The 23,458-nt window shown below is 71.0% G+C and carries 24 protein-coding genes; 2 read left to right on the forward strand and 22 right to left on the reverse strand.

What is annotated here, in order from left to right; genetic code table 11:
* Positions 1-16: 16 nt before the first annotated feature.
* The 8 genes from soxR to F8566_RS37100 all read right to left on the reverse strand — a co-directional run bounded on the left by soxR (position 17) and on the right by F8566_RS37100 (position 8,268).
* Positions 17-562 (reverse strand): redox-sensitive transcriptional activator SoxR, encoded by a 546-nt coding sequence (soxR, locus tag F8566_RS37065; RefSeq protein WP_151566695.1) that lies wholly within the window; start codon positions 560-562, stop codon positions 17-19.
* A gap of 147 nt (positions 563-709) precedes the next feature.
* The gene (locus F8566_RS37070) at positions 710-2,527 is read right to left on the reverse strand and encodes a phosphoenolpyruvate carboxykinase (GTP) (RefSeq protein ID WP_151566697.1); all 1,818 of its coding nucleotides are present in this window, start codon (positions 2,525-2,527) and stop codon (positions 710-712) included.
* A 178-nt stretch (positions 2,528-2,705) separates the two neighbouring features.
* Positions 2,706-3,758: an ABC transporter ATP-binding protein gene (locus tag F8566_RS37075; RefSeq protein WP_225993847.1), complete on the reverse strand. Its 1,053-nt coding sequence runs from the start codon at positions 3,756-3,758 to the stop codon at positions 2,706-2,708.
* Positions 3,755-4,573: an ABC transporter permease gene (locus F8566_RS37080; RefSeq protein ID WP_151566701.1), complete on the reverse strand. Its 819-nt coding sequence runs from the start codon at positions 4,571-4,573 to the stop codon at positions 3,755-3,757. The genes F8566_RS37075 and F8566_RS37080 overlap by 4 nt, the downstream gene beginning before the upstream one ends.
* A 4-nt stretch (positions 4,574-4,577) precedes the next feature.
* On the reverse strand, positions 4,578-5,351 hold the full coding sequence (modA, locus tag F8566_RS37085) for a molybdate ABC transporter substrate-binding protein (protein WP_151566703.1): 774 nt from the start codon (positions 5,349-5,351) through the stop codon (positions 4,578-4,580).
* Between the two features lie 16 nt (positions 5,352-5,367).
* Positions 5,368-5,763, reverse strand: a complete 396-nt coding sequence (locus F8566_RS37090; protein ID WP_151566704.1) for a TOBE domain-containing protein — start codon at positions 5,761-5,763, stop codon at positions 5,368-5,370.
* Positions 5,764-5,864: 101 nt separating this feature from the next.
* On the reverse strand, positions 5,865-6,989 hold the full coding sequence (locus tag F8566_RS37095; RefSeq protein ID WP_151566706.1) for a nitric oxide synthase oxygenase: 1,125 nt from the start codon (positions 6,987-6,989) through the stop codon (positions 5,865-5,867).
* A gap of 142 nt (positions 6,990-7,131) precedes the next feature.
* On the reverse strand, positions 7,132-8,268 hold the full coding sequence (locus F8566_RS37100; RefSeq protein WP_151566708.1) for a nucleoside 2-deoxyribosyltransferase domain-containing protein: 1,137 nt from the start codon (positions 8,266-8,268) through the stop codon (positions 7,132-7,134).
* Positions 8,269-8,357: 89 nt separating this feature from the next.
* On the opposite strand from F8566_RS37100, the gene F8566_RS37105 reads away from it, so the two are divergent.
* Positions 8,358-9,023, forward strand: coding sequence for a hypothetical protein (locus tag F8566_RS37105; RefSeq protein ID WP_151566710.1), 666 nt, complete (start codon positions 8,358-8,360; stop codon positions 9,021-9,023).
* A gap of 61 nt (positions 9,024-9,084) precedes the next feature.
* Here F8566_RS37105 and F8566_RS37110 read toward each other — a convergent pair whose 3' ends face one another.
* The 14 genes from F8566_RS37110 to F8566_RS50385 all read right to left on the reverse strand — a co-directional run bounded on the left by F8566_RS37110 (position 9,085) and on the right by F8566_RS50385 (position 22,113).
* The gene (locus F8566_RS37110) at positions 9,085-9,285 is read right to left on the reverse strand and encodes a hypothetical protein (protein WP_151566712.1); all 201 of its coding nucleotides are present in this window, start codon (positions 9,283-9,285) and stop codon (positions 9,085-9,087) included.
* Between the two features lie 117 nt (positions 9,286-9,402).
* The gene (gene der / locus F8566_RS37115; protein WP_151566714.1) at positions 9,403-10,791 is read right to left on the reverse strand and encodes a ribosome biogenesis GTPase Der; all 1,389 of its coding nucleotides are present in this window, start codon (positions 10,789-10,791) and stop codon (positions 9,403-9,405) included.
* Positions 10,788-11,450 carry a (d)CMP kinase gene (cmk, locus tag F8566_RS37120; protein WP_225993848.1) on the reverse strand — a complete coding sequence of 221 codons (663 nt, stop codon included), beginning with the start codon at positions 11,448-11,450 and terminating at the stop codon, positions 10,788-10,790. The genes der and cmk overlap by 4 nt, the downstream gene beginning before the upstream one ends.
* A 131-nt stretch (positions 11,451-11,581) precedes the next feature.
* Complete coding sequence (locus F8566_RS37125; protein ID WP_404800379.1) at positions 11,582-12,679, reverse strand: prephenate dehydrogenase; 1,098 nt, start codon at positions 12,677-12,679, stop codon at positions 11,582-11,584.
* A gap of 109 nt (positions 12,680-12,788) precedes the next feature.
* Positions 12,789-13,151 (reverse strand): chorismate mutase, encoded by a 363-nt coding sequence (gene aroH / locus F8566_RS37130; RefSeq protein ID WP_151566718.1) that lies wholly within the window; start codon positions 13,149-13,151, stop codon positions 12,789-12,791.
* An 11-nt stretch (positions 13,152-13,162) separates the two neighbouring features.
* Entirely contained in the window at positions 13,163-13,894 is a 732-nt protein-coding gene (locus F8566_RS37135; protein ID WP_151566720.1) for a pseudouridine synthase, read from the reverse strand.
* Complete coding sequence (gene scpB, locus F8566_RS37140; protein ID WP_151566722.1) at positions 13,891-14,472, reverse strand: SMC-Scp complex subunit ScpB; 582 nt, start codon at positions 14,470-14,472, stop codon at positions 13,891-13,893. The genes F8566_RS37135 and scpB overlap by 4 nt, the downstream gene beginning before the upstream one ends.
* Positions 14,465-15,322: a segregation and condensation protein A gene (locus F8566_RS37145; RefSeq protein WP_151566724.1), complete on the reverse strand. Its 858-nt coding sequence runs from the start codon at positions 15,320-15,322 to the stop codon at positions 14,465-14,467. The genes scpB and F8566_RS37145 overlap by 8 nt, the downstream gene beginning before the upstream one ends.
* 25 nt (positions 15,323-15,347) lie before the next feature.
* Positions 15,348-15,791 carry a hypothetical protein gene (locus F8566_RS37150; RefSeq protein WP_151566726.1) on the reverse strand — a complete coding sequence of 148 codons (444 nt, stop codon included), beginning with the start codon at positions 15,789-15,791 and terminating at the stop codon, positions 15,348-15,350.
* Positions 15,773-16,639 (reverse strand): ParA family protein, encoded by an 867-nt coding sequence (locus tag F8566_RS37155; protein ID WP_225993870.1) that lies wholly within the window; start codon positions 16,637-16,639, stop codon positions 15,773-15,775. Before F8566_RS37155 ends, F8566_RS37150 begins: the two co-directional genes overlap by 19 nt.
* Positions 16,640-16,781: 142 nt before the next feature.
* Positions 16,782-17,747, reverse strand: coding sequence for a site-specific tyrosine recombinase XerD (locus tag F8566_RS37160; protein ID WP_151566949.1), 966 nt, complete (start codon positions 17,745-17,747; stop codon positions 16,782-16,784).
* Between the two features lie 211 nt (positions 17,748-17,958).
* Positions 17,959-18,615 carry an NUDIX domain-containing protein gene (locus tag F8566_RS37165; protein WP_225993849.1) on the reverse strand — a complete coding sequence of 219 codons (657 nt, stop codon included), beginning with the start codon at positions 18,613-18,615 and terminating at the stop codon, positions 17,959-17,961.
* Between the two features lie 8 nt (positions 18,616-18,623).
* Positions 18,624-20,294: a CTP synthase gene (locus tag F8566_RS37170; protein WP_151566728.1), complete on the reverse strand. Its 1,671-nt coding sequence runs from the start codon at positions 20,292-20,294 to the stop codon at positions 18,624-18,626.
* 232 nt (positions 20,295-20,526) lie between these two features.
* Positions 20,527-22,113: a coiled-coil domain-containing protein gene (locus F8566_RS50385; RefSeq protein ID WP_192810056.1), complete on the reverse strand. Its 1,587-nt coding sequence runs from the start codon at positions 22,111-22,113 to the stop codon at positions 20,527-20,529.
* Positions 22,114-22,243: 130 nt separating this feature from the next.
* Here F8566_RS50385 and pip point away from each other — a divergent pair, with 130 nt between their 5' ends.
* On the forward strand, positions 22,244-23,212 hold the full coding sequence (gene pip / locus F8566_RS37180; RefSeq protein WP_151566730.1) for a prolyl aminopeptidase: 969 nt from the start codon (positions 22,244-22,246) through the stop codon (positions 23,210-23,212).
* Positions 23,213-23,458: the final 246 nt, after the last annotated feature.

Raw genomic sequence — 23,458 nt, forward strand, 5'->3', positions numbered from 1 at the left:
GAGGCCTGGGCTCGGGCTAGGCACAAGGGCCGACGTCGCAGCCGTCGCCGCGGTGGCGTTCCTCCGTGCCGTCGCCGCCGGGCTGTGGACGGTCGGCGGCGGCTGCGTGCCGGACGAGCAGGCGGCGCGGTCCAGGGCCCTCGTCACCGAGCTGGTCGTACGGGTTGGCCAGGGCGCACTTGTTGATCGACAGGCATCCGCAGCCTATGCACTCGGTGAGGCTGTCGCGCAGGTTCAGGAGTTGCGCGATGCGCTCGTCCAGCTCCTTGCGCCAGGTCTCCGACAGCCGCGCCCAGTCGTCCACGGTCGGGGTCCGCTCCTCGGGGAGGGTCTCCAGGGCCTCTTTGATCTGGCTCAGCGGGATGCCGACCCGCTGCGAGACCCGGATGAACGAGACCCGGCGCAGCGTGTCGCGGGAGAACCGGCGCTGGTTGCCGGCCGTCCGGCGGCTGCTGATCAGCCCCTTGGACTCGTAGAAATGCAACGCCGAGACGGCGACACCGCTCCGCTCGGCCAGCTGGCCGACGGTCAGCTCGTGCACCCTGTGTTCCAGCCTCGTCATGCCGTGCATGCTATTCGGCCGGGACCGGCGTCCAGCATGTTTCCGGCAGCGATGATCAGCCGGATGCGGCCGGGCGGTCCGAGGGCGAACGCCAGAGGGGCCGCGCCCGGCAGGCGCGGCCCCTCTGATCTCCTCAGCTCCTGCGAACTAGCCGAGGCGGTTCACGAGTGCGTTGTACTCGTCCCACAGCTCCTTGGGCAGGTGGTCGCCGAAGGTGGCGAAGTGGTCGGGGACCAGGGCGGCCTCCTGCTTCCACACCTCGTTGTCGACCGAGAGCAGCGTGTCGAGGTCGGCCTCGTCGATCTCCAGCCCGTCGGTGTCCAGGGCCTGCTTGGTGGGCAGGTGCCCGATCGGGGTCTTGACCGCGTCGGCCTGGCCGTTGAGGCGCTCGACGATCCACTTGAGGACGCGGCTGTTCTCGCCGAAGCCGGGCCAGATGAACGTGCCCTCGGCGTTCTTGCGGAACCAGTTGACGTAGTAGATCCGGGGCAGGTTCTCGGCGTCGGTGGACTTGCCGATCTTCAGCCAGTGGCCGAAGTAGTCGCCCATGTTGTAGCCGCAGAACGGCAGCATGGCGAACGGGTCGCGGCGCAGCTCACCGACCTTGCCCTCGGCGGCGGCGGTCTTCTCCGACGCCACGTTGGCCCCGAGGAAGACGCCCTGCTGCCAGTCGAACGACTCGGTGACCAGCGGCACCGCGGTGGCGCGGCGGCCGCCGAACAGGATGGCCGAGATCGGCACGCCCTTGGGGTCCTCCCACTCCGGCGCGATGATCGGGCACTGCCCGGCCGGGGTGGTGAAGCGCGCGTTGGGGTGGGCCGCCGGCGTCTCCGACTCGGGCGTCCAGTCGTTGCCCTTCCAGTCGGTGAGGTGGGCGGGCGGCTCGTCGGTGAGGCCCTCCCACCAGATGTCGCCGTCGTCGGTGAGCGCGACGTTGGTGAAGATGCTGTTGCCCCACAGCGTCTTCACGGCGTTGGCGTTGGTGGAGTCGCCGGTGCCGGGCGCGACGCCGAAGAAGCCGGCCTCGGGGTTGATCGCGTAGAGGCGGCCGTCCTCGCCGAACCGCATCCAGGCGATGTCGTCGCCGATGGTCTCGACCTTCCAGCCCGGGATGGTCGGCTCCAGCATGGCGAGGTTGGTCTTGCCGCAGGCCGACGGGAACGCGGCGGCCACGTAGCGGGTCTCGCCGCTGGGCGGGGTGAGCTTGAGGACGAGCATGTGCTCGGCCATCCAGCCCTCGTCCCGCGCCATCGTCGAGGCGATCCGCAGCGCGTAGCACTTCTTGCCCAGCAGGGCGTTGCCGCCATAGCCGGACCCGTACGACCAGATCTCCCGGGTCTCGGGGAAGTGCGAGATGTACTTCTCGGAGTTGCACGGCCACGGCACGTCGGCCTGGCCCGGCTCCAGCGGGGCGCCGACGGAGTGCACCGCCTTGACGAACTGGCCGCGCTCCTCGATGAGGCGCAGCGCGCCGTCGCCCATCCGGGTCATGATCTTCATCGACACCGCGACGTACGGCGAGTCGGTGATCTCGACGCCCAGCTGCGAGATGTTGCCGCCGAGCGGTCCCATGCAGAACGGCACCACGTACATGGTGCGGCCCTTCATACAGCCCTTGAAGAGACCGTCGAAGGTCTTGCGCATCTCCGCCGGGGCGATCCAGTTGTTGGTGGGCCCGGCGTCCTCTTCCTTTTCGGAGCAGATGAACGTACGGTCCTCTACTCGCGCGACATCACTGGGATCAGAGGCGGCGTAGAAGCTGTTGGGACGTTTTTGCGGATTGAGGCGTTTGAAAGTGCCCTGCTCGACGAGGAGGCTTGTCAGGCGCTCCCACTCGGCTTGCGAGCCATCGCACCACTCGACTCGGTCAGGCTCGGTCAGCTCGGCGATCTCCCGCACCCAGTCGATGAGCTCGGTGTGACTGGTCGGGGCCTGGTCGAGGCCGGGGACGACCTGGTTGGACACGGGCAACTCCTTCAGCTGTTCGCAGGATCCTTGCATCATGAACAAGGACCCGCGTTTTTGCCATTTGGTCTGGACCACTCAGACCGCACTATTGGGCCTTGCGGGGACCTTTTGTGAGAGAAATCACCGGCACCGTCATCCGTTCTCCCGCTGCGCTCCGGCCTCGACATACAGCCGGTCAGGCTGGGTAGACATGCGTTTCAGTGGCCTTGACGGCTGCCCATATGACGCTGCCTTCAACGAGACCCAGCTCGGCCACGGCCCCCGGCGTCACGTCTGCGGCGGCCGCCAGGGGTGGACCTTCCAGCCTCACTCGGACCCGGTCGCCCTGCCTTTCGATGGCCTCGACGCGCGCCTGCCAGAGATTCCGCGGGCTGCCGTCCGGTCGGCTCCGGTAGAGCGCCACCGAGGATGGCGCGAACGCCAGGAACACCTGGCCTTCAAGTCGGTCGACTGTGTCCAGCTTGATAGCACCATCATCGATGAGGACGGTTCCGGCTGCGGCATGACCTCGGTAAAGATTCAGCCCGACCAGGCGCGCCACATAGTCCGTCCGGGGCCGCCGCGCGACCTCGGCGGGCGGTCCCTCCTGCACGAGCCGCCCGCTCTCCAGCACCACCAGCCGGTCGGCGAGGACCATCGCGTCCAGCGGATCGTGGGTCACGAGCACGGCGGCGCCGTCGAAGCCGGCCAGATGGCGTCGCAGCGCGGCCCTGATCTCCAGCCGGGTGTGGGCGTCGAGCGCCGCCAGCGGCTCGTCGAGCAGCAGCAGCCGGGGCCGCACCGCCAGGGCCCGGGCCAGCGCCACCCGCTGTGCCTGCCCGCCCGACAGCGCCCGGGGCCGCGCGTCGGCATGGTCGGCCAGCCCGACGTGGGCCAGCCACTCGGCGGCCCGGCGGCGCGCCTCGCGCTTGCGCGTCCCTTGGCTGCGAGGGCCGAACGCCACGTTCTCCAGCGCACTCAGATGCGGGAACAGCAGGTAGTCCTGGAACACCATCCCGATCCCGCGACGTTCGGGCGGCAGCCGGCTCAGATCTGTCCCGTCCACGCGAAGATGCCCGTCGTGCAGCGGCACCAGGCCCGCCAGCGCCCGGAGCGCCGTCGACTTCCCCGCGCCGTTGGGCCCGAGCAGCGCCACGACCTCGCCCGGCTCCGCCCGCAGTTCCAGGTCTAGGTCGAACGCGCCGCGCCGGACGACCAGGCGCGCGTCGAGTCCCGTCACCCCGCTCATGTGGTGTTCACCCATCGATCCCGCAGGGCGGCGAGGACGAGGACGGACACGACCAGCAGGACCAGGCTGAGGACGATCGCCGCCTCCGGGTCGGTCTCCAGAGCCAGGTAGACGGCCAGCGGCATGGTTTGAGTACGGCCCGGGAAGTTGCCCGCGAACGTGATCGTCGCGCCGAACTCGCCCAGCGCCCGCGCCCAGCACAGGATCGCCCCGGCCGCGATGCCCGGTGCCACCAGCGGCAGCGTGACCCGGCGGAAGATCGTCCAGCGGGTGGCGCCGAGCGTGGCGGCCGCCTCCTCGTAGCGCAGGTCGGCCGCCCGCAGTGCCCCCTCCACGCTGATCACCAGGAACGGCATCGCCACGAACGTCTCGGCGAGCACGACGCCGGCCGTGGTGAACGGCAGGGAGATCCCGAACGTGTCGTACAGCCAGCCGCCGACCAGGCCGCGGCGGCCCAGCACCAGAAGCAGGGCCACACCGCCCACCACCGGCGGCAGCACCAGCGGAACCGTCACCAGAGCCCGGACCAGGCGCGCCCCCCGGAACGACACCCGGGCCAGAAGCCAGGCGAGCGGCACCCCCAACAGGAGGCACAGGGCCGTGGCGAGGGTCGCGGTGACCAACGAGAGGCGCAGGGCCTCCAGCACCTGCGGCTCTGCCAGCCGGGTGCCGATCGTCGACCAGGGCGCGCGGATCAGCAGCCCCGCCAACGGCAGCACGAGGAAGGCCAGCCCTGCCAGCGCGGGAAGGACGAGGATCCACGGCGGACGGCCCGGCAGCTTCTCGGCGGCTCGGCTCGGCTTGGTGCTCAGCATGAGATCAGCCGGGGCTCGCGGGCTCGAAGCCGGCCTGGGCCAAGACCGCCTGCCCCTGCGCGGAAAGCACAAGCTGGACGAATTCCTTGGCCAGCGCGGACTGCGGGGCCTTGGGCAGCGCCACGATCGGATAGTCGTTGATCGCCTTGGCCGACTCGGGGAACTCGATCCCCCGCACCTTGGCGGCGGCGGCCTTGGCATCCGTGCGGTAGACCAGGCCGGCGTCGGCCTCCCCCAAACTCACCTTCGTCAGCACGGCCCTGACGTCCTGCTCCTGCGAGGCGGGCTTCACCCGCACCCCGGCCGCCGCGAAGGCCTTGGTCGCCGCGGCGCCGCAGGGCACCTGTTCGGCGCACACCACGATCTTGAGCCTCGGCCCGGCGAGATCGGCGAGCTTCGTCACCTTGCCGGGGTCGTCCTTGGGCACCGCGATCACGAGCCGGTTCCTGGCGAACACCCGCGACTCGTCGCTGACCTGCTTCATCGGGGCCGGACTGGCGGAGGCGAAGACATCGGCCGGAGCGCCCTGCCCGATCTGCTGCGCCAGCCCCGAGCTCCCGCCGAAGTTGAACCGCACCTTCACACCCCGATGCGAGGCCTCGAACGTCGTGCCGAGCGAGGTGAACGACTCCGTGAGCGAGGCCGCCGCGAACACCGTCAGGGTCTTCCCGCCCGACGCCTCCCCGGTGTCACCGCAGCCCGCGGCCAGCAGCGACAGGCCGGCGGCGACCGCGACGCGCATCGGCATGCTGCACTTCGACATGCTGCGCTTCGACATGCACGACTCCTTGAGATCAGTCGGGCAGCTCGACGACGACGTTGGTGGACTTCACGACGGCCTCGGCGACGACCCCGACCTCGAGCCCGAGCTCGTCGGCCGCCTCCCGGCTCATCAGCGAGACCACCCGGAACGGCCCGGCCTGGATCTCCACCTGCGCCATGACGCCGTCGCGGATGACGTCCGTGACGATGCCACGCATGCGGTTACGGGCGGAGGAGGCCCGGTGCTCCCCCCGCTCGTTCTGCCAGGACTGCGATCGCACGAAGGCCGCCAGCTCGGGGCCGGGCACCAGCCGATGGCCGTGCTCGTCGCGCACGGCGTTCAGCCGCCCGCCGTCCACCCACCGGCGGACGGTGTCCGCGCTGACGCCGAGCAGCCCTGCGGCCTCACTGATCCGGAACGTCGCCACAGCTAAAGGGTACACATTGCATATGCCAGGAACATCCGGCATATGCTCCAGAAGATACGACCCCACGGTGCATCTGTCCTTGGCAGATGCACCAACGCCGATCAGCCGCGGAAGGCGCGGGGCCTGCGGACGTAGTTGGGCCGCAGATCGAGCTCCTCGTACAGCCGGTGAAAGACCGGGGTCGCCGACCCGGAGATCGGCGGCACGATCCAGCTCCAGTCGGCCGGGCACGGCCGCCCGGCCGACTCCTCCTTCGCCAGATGGGTGAGGAACCGCCGCGACTCGGTGTGGTGGTCGGTGATGGTCACGCCCGCCTCCTCGAAGGAGTGCAGGACGGCGACGTTCAGCTCCACCAGCGCCCGGTCGCGCCAGAGCGTGATCTCGTTCGACGTGTCCAGGCCCAGCCGTTCGGCCACCTGCGGCAGCAGGTTGTAACGGTCCTCGTCACCCAGATTGCGGGCGCCGATCTCGGTGCCCATGTACCAGCCGTTGAACGGGGCGGCCGGGTAGGTGATGCCGCCGATCTCCAGATTCATGTCGGAGACGGCCGGGACGGCGTGCCAGCGGAGCCCGAGGTCGGCGAACCAGCCGAAGTCGGGATGCGTGAGCTCCACCTCCAGCACGCCCGCCCGGGGCACGTCGAAGTACCTGATCGGCTCGCCCGGCACCTCGATCATCAGCGGCAGCACGTCGAACGGAGTGCCATGCCCGCCCTCCCAGCCGAGCCTGCGGGCCATCCGGGTCAGCGCCCGGTTCTGCGGATCGCCCACGATCGCGCCGTCGGGCCGGCGGTGCCCGGCGTACCGGATCAGCTGGTCGTTCCAGATGCGCGGGCCGGGCTCACCGGGCCGGTCGGGGGCGAACACCGTCACGATCGGGCGGATCCGCCCCGCACCGGTCGCGGTGACGAGATGCTCGAAGCACTCGGACGCGATGTCCCGGGCGGCGCGCACGTGGCGCCGGTCGCGAACCCGCAGCCCGCGCCAGTAGAGGCGGCCGATGCAGCGGCTGCTGTTGCGCCAGGCGACCCGCGCCCCGAACTCCAGCTCCGCGTGGGTGTGCCGGTACGTGCCCGTACGGTAGATCTCCGCTCGCACCTGCAACGACCGTGACGTCAGGTTTCCCGCGGAGGGGTTCTCCGCGTAGAACACGTCCAGGAACTCCGCCGCGGCGTGTTCCAGCTCGGTGGTGGACCGCGATGACGAGAAATGCCCAGAAGGAACCATTGATACACCCGGTGACCGTTCGCGACTGTTTGATCACAAGAGGTCACATGGTGCCATGGTGGACCGGGATCAGCCGGGCTTAGCCGCGTTTCCCTAGGGATCGGCACTCTGTGTACATGAGGGTCGTACAGGAGTGTCGGGGTCATGAGGCGCCGCGCAGGACCTGGGCGATCATGCCGACCGTTCCCCAGTCGACGAGCCGTTCCCGCAGGATCTCGCCGAACGTCGCGATCTCGACGTACGTGCGCTCGCTCTCGGCCGCCACCCCTCCCGGCCCGGCCGCCCGGAGCAGGGCGATCTCGCCCTCGGTGATCTCCGCGGAGAACAGGTGAGCGCGGTGCGCGGACAGGGTGGCGTTGACCTGACGGTCGCCGTGCGGCCGCAACCGCTCGGCGGGGAGGCGCAGGCCGGTCTCCTCGGCGACCTCCTGGACGGCGCGCTCCAGCGGGTCGGCGGGCCCCGCGCCGCCGGGCAGCTCGTGCACGAACCCGTCCGAGGTGGTCGCCGGGCTCCGGAACTCCCGGACGAGCACCACGAGGGTGTCTTCGAGCGCCGGAGCGGGACGGTAGAGGAGGACCGTGCTGATGTCGGGCCGGGCGATGACCATCTCGTTGCTCTTCACGCGGTCCTCGGACGCCACGTACACCTGGACGTGCAGTCCCCAGTGCAGGCCGAACCGCCAGTGCACACGCGCGCCGCGCAGGGAGTTGCCCGCTCCGCGCTGCGCCGCGTACCAGCGCTGGAACGTCTCGGTGCGCCAGATGAGCAGCGGCACTTCGCGCTCGCCGTCCACGCGAAGGTCTCCGTGGCCGATGCGCTCCAGCGCCGCCGCGACCGTCCCGGGCAGGTCCGTCGCCGTCGGCACGCCGAGCTTGCGGGCGTAGTGCAGCAGATAGTCGTTCTTGGGCGCCTCCGGCGGCGCGCCGAAGACAGCTCGGCCGCTGCCGTGCCACACGCCCCATTCGACGTTGGTGGTGAACGCGGGCATCGTCGCCAGATCACGCGGCACGTAGAAGAGCACCTCGTCGGCGAGGTGGAGGCAGCGTTCCTCCCACTCGACCTGGCCGACGTAGTCGTCGTACACGCCGTGCCGGTGTTCGGGCACGAAGACCACGAGGCGCCCGTCGCCGCGCCACTGCTCGCGCAGTTCCCGCAGTGCGGCGGGCCGCCAGGACTCCACATCAGGCGTACGGGGCGTCGGCCCGGCGAGGAATACCGCCGCATGCCAGCTCCCGGGTGGCTCCTCGTGCGCGTTGACAACGATGACCTCGTGTCCCACTCTGCTCTCCGCTCGGCGTGCTTGGACCGGCCTCTTCGGGGTAAACGGACCCCAAAACAATCACATAAGCCCGGTCAGGAGGACCGATCATGGCTGGGACAATGCACGTACCGCGCACCCGGGGTGTTCTGAGCGGCGTACTTCTGGTGCTGCTCGGACTGTGGGGCGGGCTGCTCCCGTTCGTCGGCCCGTACGCCGATTTCGGATTCGCCCCCGATGATCCCTGGGTCTACGACACCGACCGGCTGCAACTGAGCATCGCGCCCGCGATCGCCGTGGGGCTGGGCGGCCTGATCGTGCTGATCAGCGCCAACCGCGCGTTCGCCATGTTCGGCGCGTGGATCGCCGTCCTGGGCGGCGCCTGGTTCGCGGTGGGCGGGCTGGTCGCCACGCTCTGGGACGTCGAGGGCGTCGGCGCCCCGCTGGGCACGAGCGAGGGGCGGCAACTGGCCGAGCAGCTGGCCGGCTTCACCGGGCTCGGCGTCGTCGCGGTGTTCCTCGCCGCGCTCGCGCTCGGCCGCTTCGCGGTGGTCGGCGTCAAGGAGGCACGGCTGAACGAGTTCGGCGAGGAGAAGGCCGAGGAGGCACCGCCCGGGCAGACCGACGACACCAAGAAGACGCAGCCCATCGTCCGGTCGTCGTACGGGCGCTACGGGCGCGACTCGATGAACCCCCCGCCTCCGCCGCTGCGGGAGTCGGAGACCGCACCCGAAGATCAGCGGGTCGCCGGCGAGCGCGGAGCCGGGAAGCGCTAACGGCGTATCCGGCCCGGATCGAAACGGCGCATCGAGACGGCACAGGAGCAGGCACCGCTGATCAGCGGTGCCTGCTCCTCATGTTGCGGACGGACTTCTCGGTCTCGTAGCTGCTCTTCTCGTGGACGCGCACATCGTCGCGATCGGTGAACATCGCGGCGAAGGCGACCAGCAGTCCGACGCCGCCGATCCACGGCTCCTTCCACACGAAGCTGAGGGCCACGCACACGACCGCCACGGACATGAGAAGCAGAAGCTTCACGTTCGCACTCCCCGACCCCGCGCCACCGGAAGACGTCGACTGGAACAACAACGTGTTCTCGTTGTGCGATCAACGAGTAAGAGGGAGCTTACATCGGCGGGCGGCGCGGCGGGAAGGTCACTTCTTCTTGCCGCGCTTCTCCCGGATCTTCATGGTGATGTCGAGCGGAGTGCCCTCGAAGCCGAACTCCTCGCGGAGACGGCGCTCGATGAAGCGGCGGTAGCCCTCCTCCAGGAAGCCGGAGGTGAAGAGCACGAAGCGAGGCGGCCGCACCCCGGCCTGGGTGGCGAAGAGGATCTTCGGCTGCTTGCCGCCGCGGATCGGGTGCGGGTGGGAGTTGACCAGGTCGGCGAAGAACTGGTTGAGCTTGGACGTCGGCACGCGGTGGCCCCAGCCCTCCAGCGCCGTCTCGATCGCGGGGACGAGCTTCTCCATGTGCCGCCCGGTCTTGGCCGAGACGTTCACCCGGGGCGCCCAGCGCGCGTGGTGGAGCTGCCGGTCGATCTCGCGCTCCAGATAGTGGCGGCGCTCCTCGTCCAGCAGGTCCCACTTGTTGTACGCGATCACCAGCGAGCGGCCGGACTCGACCACCATGGAGATGATCCGCAGGTCCTGCTCGGTCAGGGTCTCGCTCGCGTCGACCAGAACGACCGCGACCTCGGCGCGCTCCAGCGCCGACTGGGTGCGCAGCGTGGCGTAGAAGTCGGCGCCCTGGTTCTCCCGGTGACGGCGGCGGATGCCCGCGGTGTCGATGAACCGCCAGGTCTTGCCGCCCAGGTCGATCAGCTCGTCCACCGGGTCGCGGGTGGTGCCGGCGACCGAGTCGACGACCGCGCGCTGCTCCCCCGCCACCTTGTTGAGCAGGCTGGACTTGCCGACGTTGGGACGCCCCAGCAGGGCGATCCGGCGCGGACCGCCGATCTCGCCGAACGTCTCGGCGGGGGCCTCCTCGGGCAGCGCCTCCAGGACCGCGTCCAGCAGGTCACCGCTGCCGCGCCCGTGCAGCGCGCTCACCGGATGGGGCTCGCCGATGCCCAGCGACCACAGGCCCGCCGCGTCGGCCTCGGTGCCCACGTCGTCGACCTTGTTGGCGACCAGCACGACCGGCTTGCCGGAACGGCGCAGGATCTCCACCACCGCCTCGTCGACGTCGGTGGCGCCCACGGTGGCGTCGACGACGAACATCACCACGTCGGCCAGGTCCACCGCCAGCCGTGCCTGCTCGGCGATCGCGGCGGCCAGGCCCTGGGCGTCCGGCAGCCAGCCGCCGGTGTCGACCACGGTGAACCGGCGGCCGCTCCAGGTCGCGTCGTAGGCGACCCGGTCACGGGTCACCCCGGGCACGTCCTCCACGACCGCCTCGCGGCGGCCGAGGATCCGGTTGACCAGGGTCGACTTGCCGACGTTGGGCCTGCCGACCACCGCCACCACCGGGGCGGGCGGCGCGTCCGGCGCCAGACCGTCCTCGTCGACGGTCACTGTCTCAAGTTCGTATTCGCTGCTCACGTCTGCTCTTTCGCGAGGCGGACGACCGCCTCGATGACCTCGCCGAGACTGAGCTCGGTCGAGTCGATCTCATGCGCGTCCGCCGCCATGGTCAGCGGGGACGCCTTGCGGGTGGAGTCGAGCTTGTCCCGGCGGGCCTGCTCGGCCTGCGTGACCGTCACGGTGGCGCCGGGGTCGGCGGCCAGGTCCTTGGCCCGCCGCGCCGCCCGGACCTGCTCGCTGGCGGTGAGGTAGACCTTGACCGGGGCGTCCGGCACGACGACCGTGCCGATGTCACGGCCCTCCACCACGATCCCCCCGGTACCGATGATCTCACGCTGCAGGGCCACCAGCCGCGCCCGGACCTCCGGAACGGCGCTCACCGCGCTGACGGCGTTGGTCACCTCGCGGGTGCGGATCGGCCCCGACACGTCGGCGCCGTCCACGCTGATCGTGGGCGCGTCGGGGTCGGTGCCGCTCTCCAGGACGGGGTCGCCCGCCTTGGCGGCCACCGCGGCGGCGTCCTCGACCGGTACGCCCTGGTCCAGCATCCACCACGTCATGGCCCGGTACATGGCGCCGGTGTCGAGGTAGCGGAGCCCGAGGGCGCGGGCCACTCCCTTGGAGGCGCTGGACTTGCCGGACCCGGAGGGGCCGTCCATGGCGATGACGAGCGACACGTTCGCTGCCTTTCGTTCAAGATCGAAAACATGACGAAACGGGCAGCGGGCACGAGTCGCGCCGCCCTCAGCTCCCTGCCGCCCTCTACTCCCGGCGGAGCCCCGGCCCTTCAGGCTACCGGCCCCGGGGCTCAGCCCGGGACGGACCAGCCGCGGGCCCGCAGCTCCTCGGCGAGCCGTTCGGCGGCCTCGGGCTTGACCGAGATCTCCAGGACGCCCAGCGGGCGGCCGGGCGAGTGCTCGATCGCCACGTCCTCGATGTTGACCCCGGCGATCCCGGCCGCCTGGAAGATCATCGCAAGCTCGCCCGGGCGGTCGGGGATCATCACCGGCACCACGGCGTAGGTCTTCTGGTCGCCGCCGTGCTTGCCGGGGATGCGGGCCCGTCCCGCGTTGCCGCGCAGGAGCAGGTCGGCGACGTGCGCGGCGGCGCCCTCGCTGCCGTCGCGCAGCAACGAGGCGGCGACGGCCAGGTCGGTCGCGACGGCCTCCAGGACCTCGGCGACCGGCTCGGAGTTGGCGGACAGGATGCCGATCCACAGCCGGGGGTCGCTGGCGGCGATCCGGGTGACGTCCCGGACGCCCTGCCCCGCAAGGCCCAGAGCCACGTCGTCGGCGACGGTGAGGCGGGCGGCGACGGCGGCCGACACCACGTGCGGGCCGTGCGAGACCAGCGCGACGGCCCGGTCGTGCTCCTCGGCGTCCACGGTGACCGGCTCGGCGCCACAGGCCCGGGCGAGCGCGGTGACGGCCTCGACCGCCTCGGGTTTGGCCTCGGGCGGCGCGCACAACGCCCACGGCCGGCCCAGGAAGAGATCGTCCTGCGCGGCGGCGGGCCCGGACCGTTCACGCCCGGCCAGCGGGTGCCCGGCCACGAACACGCTCAGATCGCAGCCCAGCTGGGCGGCCTGGGCCAGCGGCAGGGCCTTCACGCTGGCGACGTCGGTGTAGACCTTGGCCAGCCCGCGCTTCTGCGCGTCCAGCAGGGTGACCGCGACGGCGGCCGGCGGCACCGCCAGCACCGCGAGATCGGCGGGCTCCTCGGCGGCCCCGTCGGGGAGTGCCTGACCCGCGCCCAGCTCCACCGCCATCCGCAGCGAGGCCGCGTCCCGGTCGGTGAGCAGAACCTCGGCGCCGCGCTTGCGCATGGCCAGCGCGATCGATGTCCCGATCAGCCCGGTCCCGACGACGACGACGCGCCCTGGAATGCCCTCTTCAGCCACCGCCACAGCCTATCGGCCCCGGCCCTGCCCGGTTGACGAACGCGCCCCCACCCGCGTCACCGGGCAGTGTTCGCTGGTGCGGTGTTCTTTGGTGCGGTGTTCATGAGTGCGGTGTTCACTGAGCGATGTCGAGACGCAGTGCGGTGGCGCCGCGCAGGTAGACGTGCTGGATGTCCGACCGCGGGCGGTCGACCTCGACGTGCGCCATGATCCGGATGACGCGGGGCAGCGCGTGCGGCACCGCGATCTCGCTCGCGCACAGCAGCGGCACCTCGTGGAAGCCGAGCTTGCGGGCGGCGAGCGCCGGGAACTCCGCGGTGAGGTCCGGGGTCGCCGTAAAGATCACGCTGATGACGTCGTCGGTGGTCAGCTCGTTGCGGGCCATGACCTCGGTGACGAGCTCGGTGGTCGCCTCCAGGATCTGGTCCCGGACGTCGGCGTCGACCTGCGTTGCCCCCCGGATCGCGCGTACCGCCACTTGCGTCCCTCCTACAGATCCACGGCCTTGTAGAGCTCTCCGACCTCTTTCACGGTCAGCGCCCGCATGTTGCCCGGCTTGAGCAGCCCGAGCTTGATCGGTCCGAACTCTATGCGCGCCAGCTGCTGGACGGGGAATCCGACCTCCTTGAGCAGCCGCCGCACGATGTGCTTGCGGCCCTCGTGCAGCGTGATCTCCACCAGGACGCGGCGGCCCACCTGGTCGAAGATCCGGAACTTGTCGGCCTTGGCCGGGCCGTCCTCCAGCCGCACGCCCACCTTGAGCCGCCGGCCGAGGTCGCGCGGGATCGGGCCGTGGATCTCGGCCAGGTAGGTCTTCTCCACGCCGTAGCTCGGGTGGGTCAGCCGGTGCGCCAGCTCGCCGTCGTTGGTGAGCAGGATCAGGCCCTCGGTGTCGGTGTCGAGACGGCCCACGTGGAACAGCCGCTCGGGCACCTCCACGTAGTCGGCCAGCGACTTGCGGCCGCGCTCGTCCTTCATCGTGCTGACCACGCCGCGCGGCTTGTTGACCATGTAGTAGCGCATCTCGGCGCGGGTCTCCACCCGGCGCCCGTCGACGTGGATGACGGCCCGCTGGGGGTCCACCTTCTCGCCGAACCGGAAGACGACCTTGCCGTCGACGGTGACCCGGCCCTCGCCGATCAGTTCCTCGCAGTGGCGGCGGCTGCCGATCCCGGCGTCGGCCAGGACCTTCTGCAGGCGCACGGCCTCGTTCTCGCTCAATGTCCCTCGATGATCTCTTCAGGTAGGTCGTCGGGCAGGTAGGGGGCCAGGTCGGGGAGCTCCTCGACGCTGCGCAACCCCAGCCGCTCCAGGAAGTACCCGGTGGTGCGGTAGAGGTGCGCCTGCGTCTCGGGGTCCTGTCCCGCCTCTTCGATGAGGCCGCGCAGCGTCAGGGTCCGGATGACCCCGTCGCTGTTGACGCCGCGGATCGCCGACACCCGGGCCCGGCTCACCGGCTGGCGGTAGGCCACCACGGCGAGCGTCTCCAGGGCGGCCTGCGTCAGCCGGGCCTGCTGCCCGTCGGTGACGAAGCGTTCCACCACCGGGGCGCACACGTCCCGGGTGTAGAACCGCCAGCCGCCGGCGATCTCCCTCAGATCGAACCCCCGGCCCTGCTCGGTGTATTCCGCGGCCAGCTCCCGCAGGGTGGCCACGACCTCGTCGCGCGGGCGCTCCAGGATCTGCGCCAGCGTGATCTCGGGGACCGGCTCGTCCACGACCAGCAGGATCGCCTCGACCGAGGCGCGCAGCCCCGGAAGATCATCCGCGGTGGCGTCCTCGCGGGGTCGCTCAGTCATCGTCGTCGTCTTTCCCGTCCTTGGCGGGCTCGGGTGAGCCCTCGTACTCGTCGACATCGACGTCGCCGCCGTCGCTGCCGGTCCAGGTGATGTGCAGCTCGCCCAGCGGCTCGTGCTGCTCGAACGACACCGCCAGCTCGCGGTAGAGCTCCAGCAGCGCCAGGAACCGGGCCACGACCTGGTAGGTGCCCTCCACGTCGTCGGTGAGCTCGCGGAAGGTCGTCGTGCCCAGCCGCCGCAGGCGCTCGACCACGATCGCGGCCTGCTCCTTGATGCTCGCCTTCGGCTGGTACATGTGCTGGACCGAGACCGAGGGCGGCTCCTTGGGCGCGAAGACCTTGCCGGCCAGGCGTGCGAACTCGGCCGGGCCGAGCCCGAGCAGCACCTCCGGCAGGAGGCCCGCGAACCGGGGCTCCATCGGGACGATGCGCGGGTAACGCTTGGCCTCCTCGGCCATCCGCGCGGTGAAGGCCTTGGCGACCTCCTTGTACGCACGGTACTGCAGCAGCCGCGCGAACAGCAGGTCGCGGGCCTCCAGCAGCGCGAGGTCCTCCTCGTCGTCCACCTCGCCCGAGGGCAGCAGGCGGGCGGCCTTCAGGTCGAGCAGGGTCGCCGCGACCAGCAGGAAGTGGCTGGCCTGGTCGAGGTCCCACTCCTTGCCGTGCGACCGGATGAAGGCGATGAAGTCGTCGGTGACCTTGTGCAGCGACACCTCGGTGATGTCGAGCTTGTGCTTGGAGATGAGCCCCAGCAGCAGGTCGAACGGGCCTTCGAAGTTGTCCAGGTGGACCTGGAAGCCGCGTGCCTGCTCGGCACCCGGCTCCGCCGAGTCAGCCGACGTCTCGTCCACGCCGCTCACGCTAGCCGACGCCAACTCAGCCCTCGCCGTCGCGGAGGCGGCGGACCAGGGTGCTGCGCTCGCCGCGCGCCTCGAAGTCGGCGAGGATCGCGGCGACCGCCTCGCGGACGATCCGGCCGCGGTCGACGCTCAGCGCGTGCTCGGCGCGCAGGGTGAGGCGCAGGCGCTCCAGGTCGAGCAGCTCGCCCGCGGACACATAGACCGTGATCTTGGAGTCATGGCGCTGGCGGCCGGTGGGGCGGCGGGCCGCCACCGGAACGGTGGCCGGTGCGGGCACCGGTAGGGCGGTCTGCGCTGGCAGGACGGTCTGCGCGGGCACCGGAGCAGCGGCGGGCGCGGTGGCCGGTGCGGCGGGCGCGGTGGCCGGTGCGGCGGGCGCGGTGGCCTTGCCGGGAGGTTTCGGGGCGGTGGGACGGAAGATCTCATCCGCTCCGGGCAGCCTTACCCGACGTGACGCCACCTTTCGAGCACCTCCCGCGCGAGACCACGATATGCGTTCGCCCCCATCGAGTTGGGGTCGAAGTACGTGATCGGCTCCCCGGCGACGGTCGCGTCAGGAAACCGTACCGTGCGATTGATGACCGTGTGGAAGACCTGGTCACCAAAGGCCTCGACGATTCTGCCGAGGACCTCGCGGGTGTGCAGTGTGCGGGAGTCGTACATGGTGCCGAGGACGCCGTCGATCTCCAGGCCCGGGTTGATCCGGCCCTGCACCTTCTCGATGGTCTCCATCAGCAGCGCGACACCGCGCATGGCGAAGTATTCGCACTCCAGCGGGATGAGCACGCCCTCGCTGGCGGCCAGCGCGTTGACCGTGAGCAGGCCGAGCGACGGCTGGCAGTCGATCAGGATGTAGTCGTAGTGGGGCACGGCGGGCTTGAGCACCCCGGCGAGGATGTACTCCCGGCCGACCTCGTGCACGAGCTGGACCTCGGCGCCCGACAGGTCGATGTTGCTGGGCAGCAGGTCGAGTCCGTCGACGCCGGTGTCGATGACGACGTCTTCCCACTCGACGTCCCGCTCCAGGAGCAGGTTGTGGATCGTGATGTCGAGCTGGCGCGGGTCGCCCTTGCCCAGGCCGACCGAGAGCGCGCCCTGCGGGTCGAAGTCCACCAGCAGGACCTTGCGGCCGTACTCGGCGAGCGCCGCACCCAGGTTGATGGTGGTGGTGGTCTTGCCCACCCCGCCCTTCTGGTTGCAGATCGACACGATCCGCGCCGGCCCGTGCTCGGCCAGCGGCTCCGGTTCGGGGAACGTCGGCACGGGGCGTTGAGTCGGCCCGAGGGCTCGACTCGGATCGGTCTCTATGGTGGCAGAGGACAGAACGCCCTCCGCAGCGTGTGTGCTGGTCACCAGATCCCTCCCGGGCGGCCCGAAAATGCCATCCAGAACCGGGACTCTAGGGCTTGACACCGTGCGTCTCAAGCCGACGCGCGCCGTTAGTCGGGATTCATGAGCCTCTGGCACGGGGGTGAGAGGTCGCGTAGACCTCTCGCAGGAGCTGGACCGTCACCAGCGTGTAGACCTGCGTCGTGGTCACGGAGGCGTGACCGAGCAGCTCCTGGACGACCCTTACGTCCGCTCCCCCGTCCAGCAGATGCGTGGCGAAAGAATGCCGGAGCGTGTGCGGTGAGACGTCCGACAGCCCGGCACGTTCAGCGGCGGCGCCCAGGACCATCCAGGCGCCCTGCCGTGACAGCCGCCCGCCGCGCGCGTTCAGGAACAGCGCGGGCCCGCCGCGCCCTGCTTTCGTGTGCCCTGATTTTGTACGCCCGGCCTTGGCGAGCTCGGGCCTGGCCCGGACGAGATAGGCCTCGACGGCCCGCCGGGCGTAGTCGCCGATCGGCACCACGCGCGTCTTGCCGCCCTTGCCGGAGACCCGGGCGAACCCCTCGTCCAGGTCGAGGTCGTCGATGTCCAGGCCGACCGCCTCGGAGATGCGGACACCCGACCCATACAGCAGCTCCAGCAGGGCGCGGTCGCGGAGCCCACGGGCGGCCTCGGCGGGCCCGCCCGACTCCCCCGCCGCGCCGGCCGCCGCCAGCAGCCGCTCCACGTCGCTGAGCGAGATGGCCTTGGGCAGCCTGCGGGGCGGTGTCGGCGGTTTGACGTCCCGGGCGGGGTCATCGGGCGCCAGTCCCTCGCGGAGCGCGAACCGGTGCAGGCCGCGGACGGCGACGACCGCCCGCGCCGCCGAGCCGGCCGACAGCGGCGGATGTTCGTCGTCGCCCTCGCGCAGGCCCACCAGGAACGCCCGCACGTCGTCCTCGGTGACCTGGTCGAGGGCGTCGCGCCCCCGGGCGGTCAGCACCGTGACGTAGCGGCGCAGGTCGCGCCGGTAGGAGCTGAGCGTGTTGGCGGCCAGCCCCCGTTCCACGGCCAGGTGGCCCAGGTAGGTGCGCACGGCGGACGCCAGCCTGGTCTCCGGACCGGCGGGGGCTCGCCCGGCGTACCGGCCGGTCGTGCTGGGTGACAGTTGCGGCACCTCTTCCGGGCGGGGCTGCGGACAGCCGCTTGCCGGCCGTACTCGCCGACCGGATGGGACGTGCCCATCATGCCGTCTCCCGCCACCGGGGAGGACGCTGACGCCCCGGCGGCCGATCGGACCGCCGGGGCGCCGCCGCCGATCATTCCTCCGGCGCCTCCGCCGGGCGCAGGTCGCGGAAGCCGCGCGCGTGCGCGGCGTTGACCGCGAGGATGCCGGTCGCGGCGATCATGTTGTGGATCTCACCGGCGAGGACCTTGCGGACCGCCTCGGCCAGCGGCACCCAGACGACCGGCATGTCGGCCTCCTCGTGCACGCGCTCGAAGTCGATCTCGTCGGCGGGGACCTCGGTCAGCTCGCGGGCCAGAAAGATCCGGGTGCGCTCGTCCGACATCCCCGAGGACGGGAAGACGTCCACGAGCGTGTCCCACCGGCCGGCGCGGTAGCCCGCCTCCTCCAGCAGCTCGCGCTCGGCGAGCTGCCGGAGCGGCTCACCGTCCTTGTCGCGGAGCCCCGCGGGCGCCTCCCACAGCAGGTGGCCGACGGGATGCCGGTACTGCCGGACGAGGAGCACGCGGTCCTGGTCGTCGAGCGCGAGGATGCCGACCGAGCCGAGGTGCTCGATGACGTCCCGCTGGACGATCTCGGTGCCGGCGCCGTTGGGCATGCGGACCGAGTCGCGCCGGACCTTGAAGACGTGCCCGTCGAACTCCCCGCTGCTGCCGGTGACCTCCCAGCGCTCCGGCTGGTCGCGCACGTCGGCCGGGCCCAGCCCATGGCCGGTCGCTGAACCCGTCACCGGACCGGTCACCGGGCTGCGCCGGCGCGGCTGTCGGCGTAGTCGAGCGCGGCCGAGATCAGGCCGGTGAACAGCGGGTGCGGGCGGGTCGGCCGGGACCGGAACTCCGGGTGGGCCTGGGTGCCGACGAAGAACGGGTGCGCCTCGCGCGGCAGCTCCACGTACTCCACCAGGCGGCCGTCGGGCGACAGGCCGCTGAACCGCAGGCCGGCCTTCTCCAGCTGGTCGCGGTAGGCGTTGTTGACCTCGTAGCGGTGCCGGTGCCGCTCGGACGCCTTGGCCTCCCCGTACAGCTCCCGCACGATCGAGCCCTCGGCCAGATCGGCCGGGTAGAGGCCGAGCCGCATGGTGCCGCCCATGTCGCGCTCGCCGGCCACCACGTCGATCTGGTCGGCCATCGTGGCCACCACCGGATGCGTGGTGGCGTGGTCGAACTCGGTGCTGCCGGCGTCGGCCAGCCCGGCCAGCGTCCGGGCCGACTCGATCACCATGCACTGCAGGCCGAGGCAGATGCCCAGCAGGGGGACGCGGTTCTCGCGGGCGTGCCTGATCGCGCCGAGCTTGCCCTCGATGCCGCGCACGCCGAAGCCGCCCGGGATGAGCAGGCCGTCCACGCCGTCGAGCTCGCGCTTGGCGCCCTCGGGCGTCTCGCAGTCGTCGCTCTTGACCCAGCGGATGTGGACCTTGGCGTCGTTGCCGAACCCGCCGTGGCGCAGCGCCTCGGTGACCGACAGGTAGGCGTCGGGCAGGTCGATGTACTTGCCGACCAGCGCGATGGTGACCTCGCGGGCGGGGCGGTGGACGCGGCGCAGCAGCTCGTCCCAGGCGCCCCAGTCGACGTCGCGGAACGGCAGGCCGAGCCGGCGCACCACGTAGGCGTCCAGCCCCTCCGAGTGCAGCACCTTGGGGATGTCGTAGATGCTGGCGGCGTCCACGGCCGAGACCACGGCCTCGCGGTCCACGTCGCACATCAGGCTGATCTTGTGCTTGAGCCCGTCGGTGATCGGCCGGTCCGAGCGGCACACGATCGCGTCGGGCTGGATGCCGATGGACCGCAGCGCGGCGACCGAGTGCTGCGTCGGCTTGGTCTTGAGCTCGCCGGACGGCCCGATGTAGGGCAGCAGCGAGACGTGCAGGAAGAAGCAGTTGTCGCGGCCGATCTCGTGCCGGATCTGCCGGACCGACTCCAGGAAGGGCAGGGACTCGATGTCGCCGACCGTGCCGCCCACCTCGGTGATCACCAGATCGACGTCGCCCTCGGCCATGCCGATGATGCGGTCCTTGATCTCGTTGGTGATGTGCGGGATCACCTGGACGGTGTCGCCGAGGTACTCGCCGCGGCGCTCCTTGGCGATCACGTTGGAGTAGACCTGGCCGGTGGTGACGTTGGCCGAGCCGTGCAGCTCGGTGTCCAGGAACCGCTCGTAGTGGCCGATGTCGAGGTCGGTCTCGGCTCCGTCGTCGGTGACGAAGACCTCCCCGTGCTGGAACGGGTTCATGGTCCCGGGGTCGACGTTGAGGTAGGGGTCCAGCTTCTGCATGGTGACGCGGAGGCCGCGCAGGGCCAGAAGCCGCCCCAGGCTGGACGCCGTCAGTCCCTTGCCGAGGCTGGAGGCGACACCGCCGGTGACGAAGAGGTGCTTGGTAGGACGTGACCTACCAGTGGCTGCCGAAGGCAAGAAGACGCTCCCGTGGTCGTTGCGAGGCGGACGTTACCGCACTGTCCACGGGCCACCAGGATAACAGCCGCTCGGACCTGCGGCGCCCGCGACGGGGTCCCATCGGGTGTGTCGCGCCCCTGGTCAGGGCCCACACACCCCTGCCCGCGCCCGAAATCGCCGCGCGCGTAGGCCTTTCGCGCCGATTTCGGCGGCCAAGGGTGGGCCGGCCGGGGTGGACCGGTCAGGCGGGCTAGATGCGGGGGGCCGCCGTCGGCATGATCGTGCGTAGCTGGCGGGTGAGTTCGTCGATGAGGGACCGGGCCTGGTCGGCGGCGTTGCGGGCCTGGTCGCGCTCCTGGGAGAGCTCGGCGATGGCGGCGCGCTGCTCGGTGACGGCCTGGGCGAGCTGGTCGACCCATTGGTCGCGTTCGGCGAGCTTCTCGGCGATCGCGTCACGTTCGGCGGCCAGCTGGCGCAGGCCGGCGGTGGCCTTGTCCAGCTCGCGGGTCGCCTTGTCGGCCCGGCCGCGGTCGAGCGTGCGCTCGGACTCGACACGGGCCTGAGCCTGGACCGCGGCCTCCCGGGCCCGCTCGGCGACGTCCCTGGCCTGCTCGGCCTTCTTGGCGGCCTCCAGGGACTGCGCGGCGGTGTCGAGGGCCTGCTGGCGCTCGTTCTCGGCGTCCTGGGCGCGGCGCCGGGCGTCCTCGGCGTCCTTGGCCGCGGAGGCCGCCGTGTGCTGCAGGTTCTGGGCGGTCATCTCGGCGTCGGTGAGCTTGGCGCGGAGCGCCGACAGCTCGCTGTGCGCCTTTTCGAGCGCGCGGGACAGCTCGCCGCTCTGCTCGGCGACCCGGTCGCGCTCGGTCTCGGCCGACCGGCGGGCGCTGACGGCGTCCTCGAGCGCACGGTTGGCGTCGTCGCGGGCCTCGCTCATCGCGTCGCGCTGGGTGACCGCCTGGCGGACGGTCGCCTCGGCCTCGGCGATCCTGCGTTCCACCTGCTCGACCTGGGCCTGGGCCTGCTCCATCTGGGCGCGCGCGTGGTCGGCCTGGGCTCGGGCCTGCTCGGCCTGGGCCCTGGCCTGCTCGGCCTGGCCGCGGGCCTGGTCGGCCTGGACGCGGCCCTGCTGGGCCTGATTCCAGGCGGCTGCCGCGTCGCGCTGGGCGGACTCCTTCTCGGCCTGGAGTGCGGCGACCTGCGCGGTGGCCTCGTTCTGCACCTCGGCGGCGCGATGCTCGGCCTCGGCCAGGCGGCGCTCGGCGTCGATGGCGCGGCGCTCGGCCTGCTCGGCCTGGCCACGGGCACGCTGCACCTCGCCCCAGGCGGCGGCCGCGTCGCGTTGCGCGGACTCCTTCTCGGCCTGGACGGCGGCAAGCTGCGTGGCGCTCTCGTTCTGGACCTCGGTGAGGCGGCGCTCGGCGTCGATGGCGCGGCGCTCGGCCTGCTCGGCCTGACCGCGGGCACGCTGCACCTCGCCCCAGGCGGCGGCCGCGTCGCGCTGGGCCGCCTCCTTCTCCGACTGCACGGTGGCCACCTGCGAGGCAGCGTCGGTCTGCGCCTCGGAGACCTTGCGTTCACCGGCGGCCAGCGCGTCGCCGATGAGGTCGGCCATCTGGCGCAACCGCTCGACGATGTCCCAGGGCTGCGCCTCGGGAGGCTGAGGCTCGGCCTGCCGGGCGGGCTCGCCGCCGGAACGCTCCGCCTCATGTGCTGGATTGACGGAGTGGGTTGCTTTGATGGGCACGTCGGGCTGCGGCCCCGGATCACGTCCCGGGATCGGCCAGGGCGAGCCGGCGTCCGGGACGGGACGCGAACCACCCGATCCGTTGAGATCGCTCACGGAAAGCACTCTAGTGGGGACCCGGACGGCGTTTGCCCAGTTTGGGGTTTAGTTTCTTGATCCTCATGGTCTCTTCGGCCAGGTCCGGCCGCAGGTGGAGTAATTGATGGGCGTGGAAGAATCACAGCTCATGGAGCTTCGCACCCTGTACCCGCCGATCGAGCCCTACGACTCCGGGACGCTCGACGCAGGCGACGGTAATCACATTTATTGGGAGGCCTGCGGAAACCCCGACGGGAAGCCCCTCGTGATGTTGCACGGCGGGCCCGGCGCGGGCTGCAACGCCGAACACCGCCGCCAGTTCGACCCGGCGGCCTACCGGATCGTGCTCTTCGACCAGCGCAACTGCGGCCGCAGCACGCCGCACGCGAGCGATCCGGAGGTGTCGCTGGAGGCCAACACCACCTGGCACCTGGTCGCCGACATGGAGCTGCTGCGCGAACACCTCGGCATCGACCGCTGGCTGGTCTACGGCGGGTCGTGGGGCAGCGCCCTCGCGCTCGCGTACGCCCAGACGCACCCGGACCGGGTCACCGAGCTGGTGCTGCGCGGGATCTTCATGCTGCGGCCGTTCGAGCTCTACTGGTTCTACCAGGAGGGCGCCTCGCTGATCTTCCCCGATCTGTGGGAGAAGTACCTGGCGCCGATCCCCGAGGACGAGCGTGAGGACCTCATGAGCGCGTACGAGGAGCGCCTCAACTCCCCCGACCCCGCCGTCCGGATCCCGGCCGCCAAGGCCTGGGCGCAGTGGGAGGCCGGGACGGTCCGGCTGGTCCCCGACGCCCGCTCGATCGAGGAGGCGGGCGAGGAGGGCAGTGCCGTGGCGTTCGCCCGGATCGAGAACCACTACTTCGTCAACGAGGGCTTCTTCGACGGCGAGCAGCTGATCGAGGGCGTGGACAAGATCCGGCACATCCCGGCCGTCATCGTGCAGGGGCGTTATGACGTCTGCACCCCGGCCGCGACCGCCTGGGACCTGCACCGCGCCTGGCCGGAGGCGGAGTTCCACATGGTCGACGACGCGGGGCACGCCTTCACCGAGCCGGGAATCACGCACCGTCTCATCGAGGCGACCGACCGCTTCGCCAAGGGCTCCTGACGCGCTTGCGGGGCCTGGCGGGCCTTCTGGCTCACGCCCGCCGGGCCCTCTGCGTTCATCGAGGTCTCACTCTGCGGGTGTGCAGCGTGTCACCAGACGCCCGGCGGCGGTATCCAGTTGTCATTAATTCTTCGTGATTCAGCTCACACAAATGTGATGTGACGCCTGTGCCGGAGTTGTCACCTTTCACTCTCCGTCATCACCGAGGGGTGACATCTGATCACCCTCGGAGACCCCCCGGAAAGG

The sequence above is a fragment of the Actinomadura rudentiformis genome (assembly GCF_008923185.1).
Classification (GTDB): domain Bacteria; phylum Actinomycetota; class Actinomycetes; order Streptosporangiales; family Streptosporangiaceae; genus Spirillospora; species Spirillospora rudentiformis.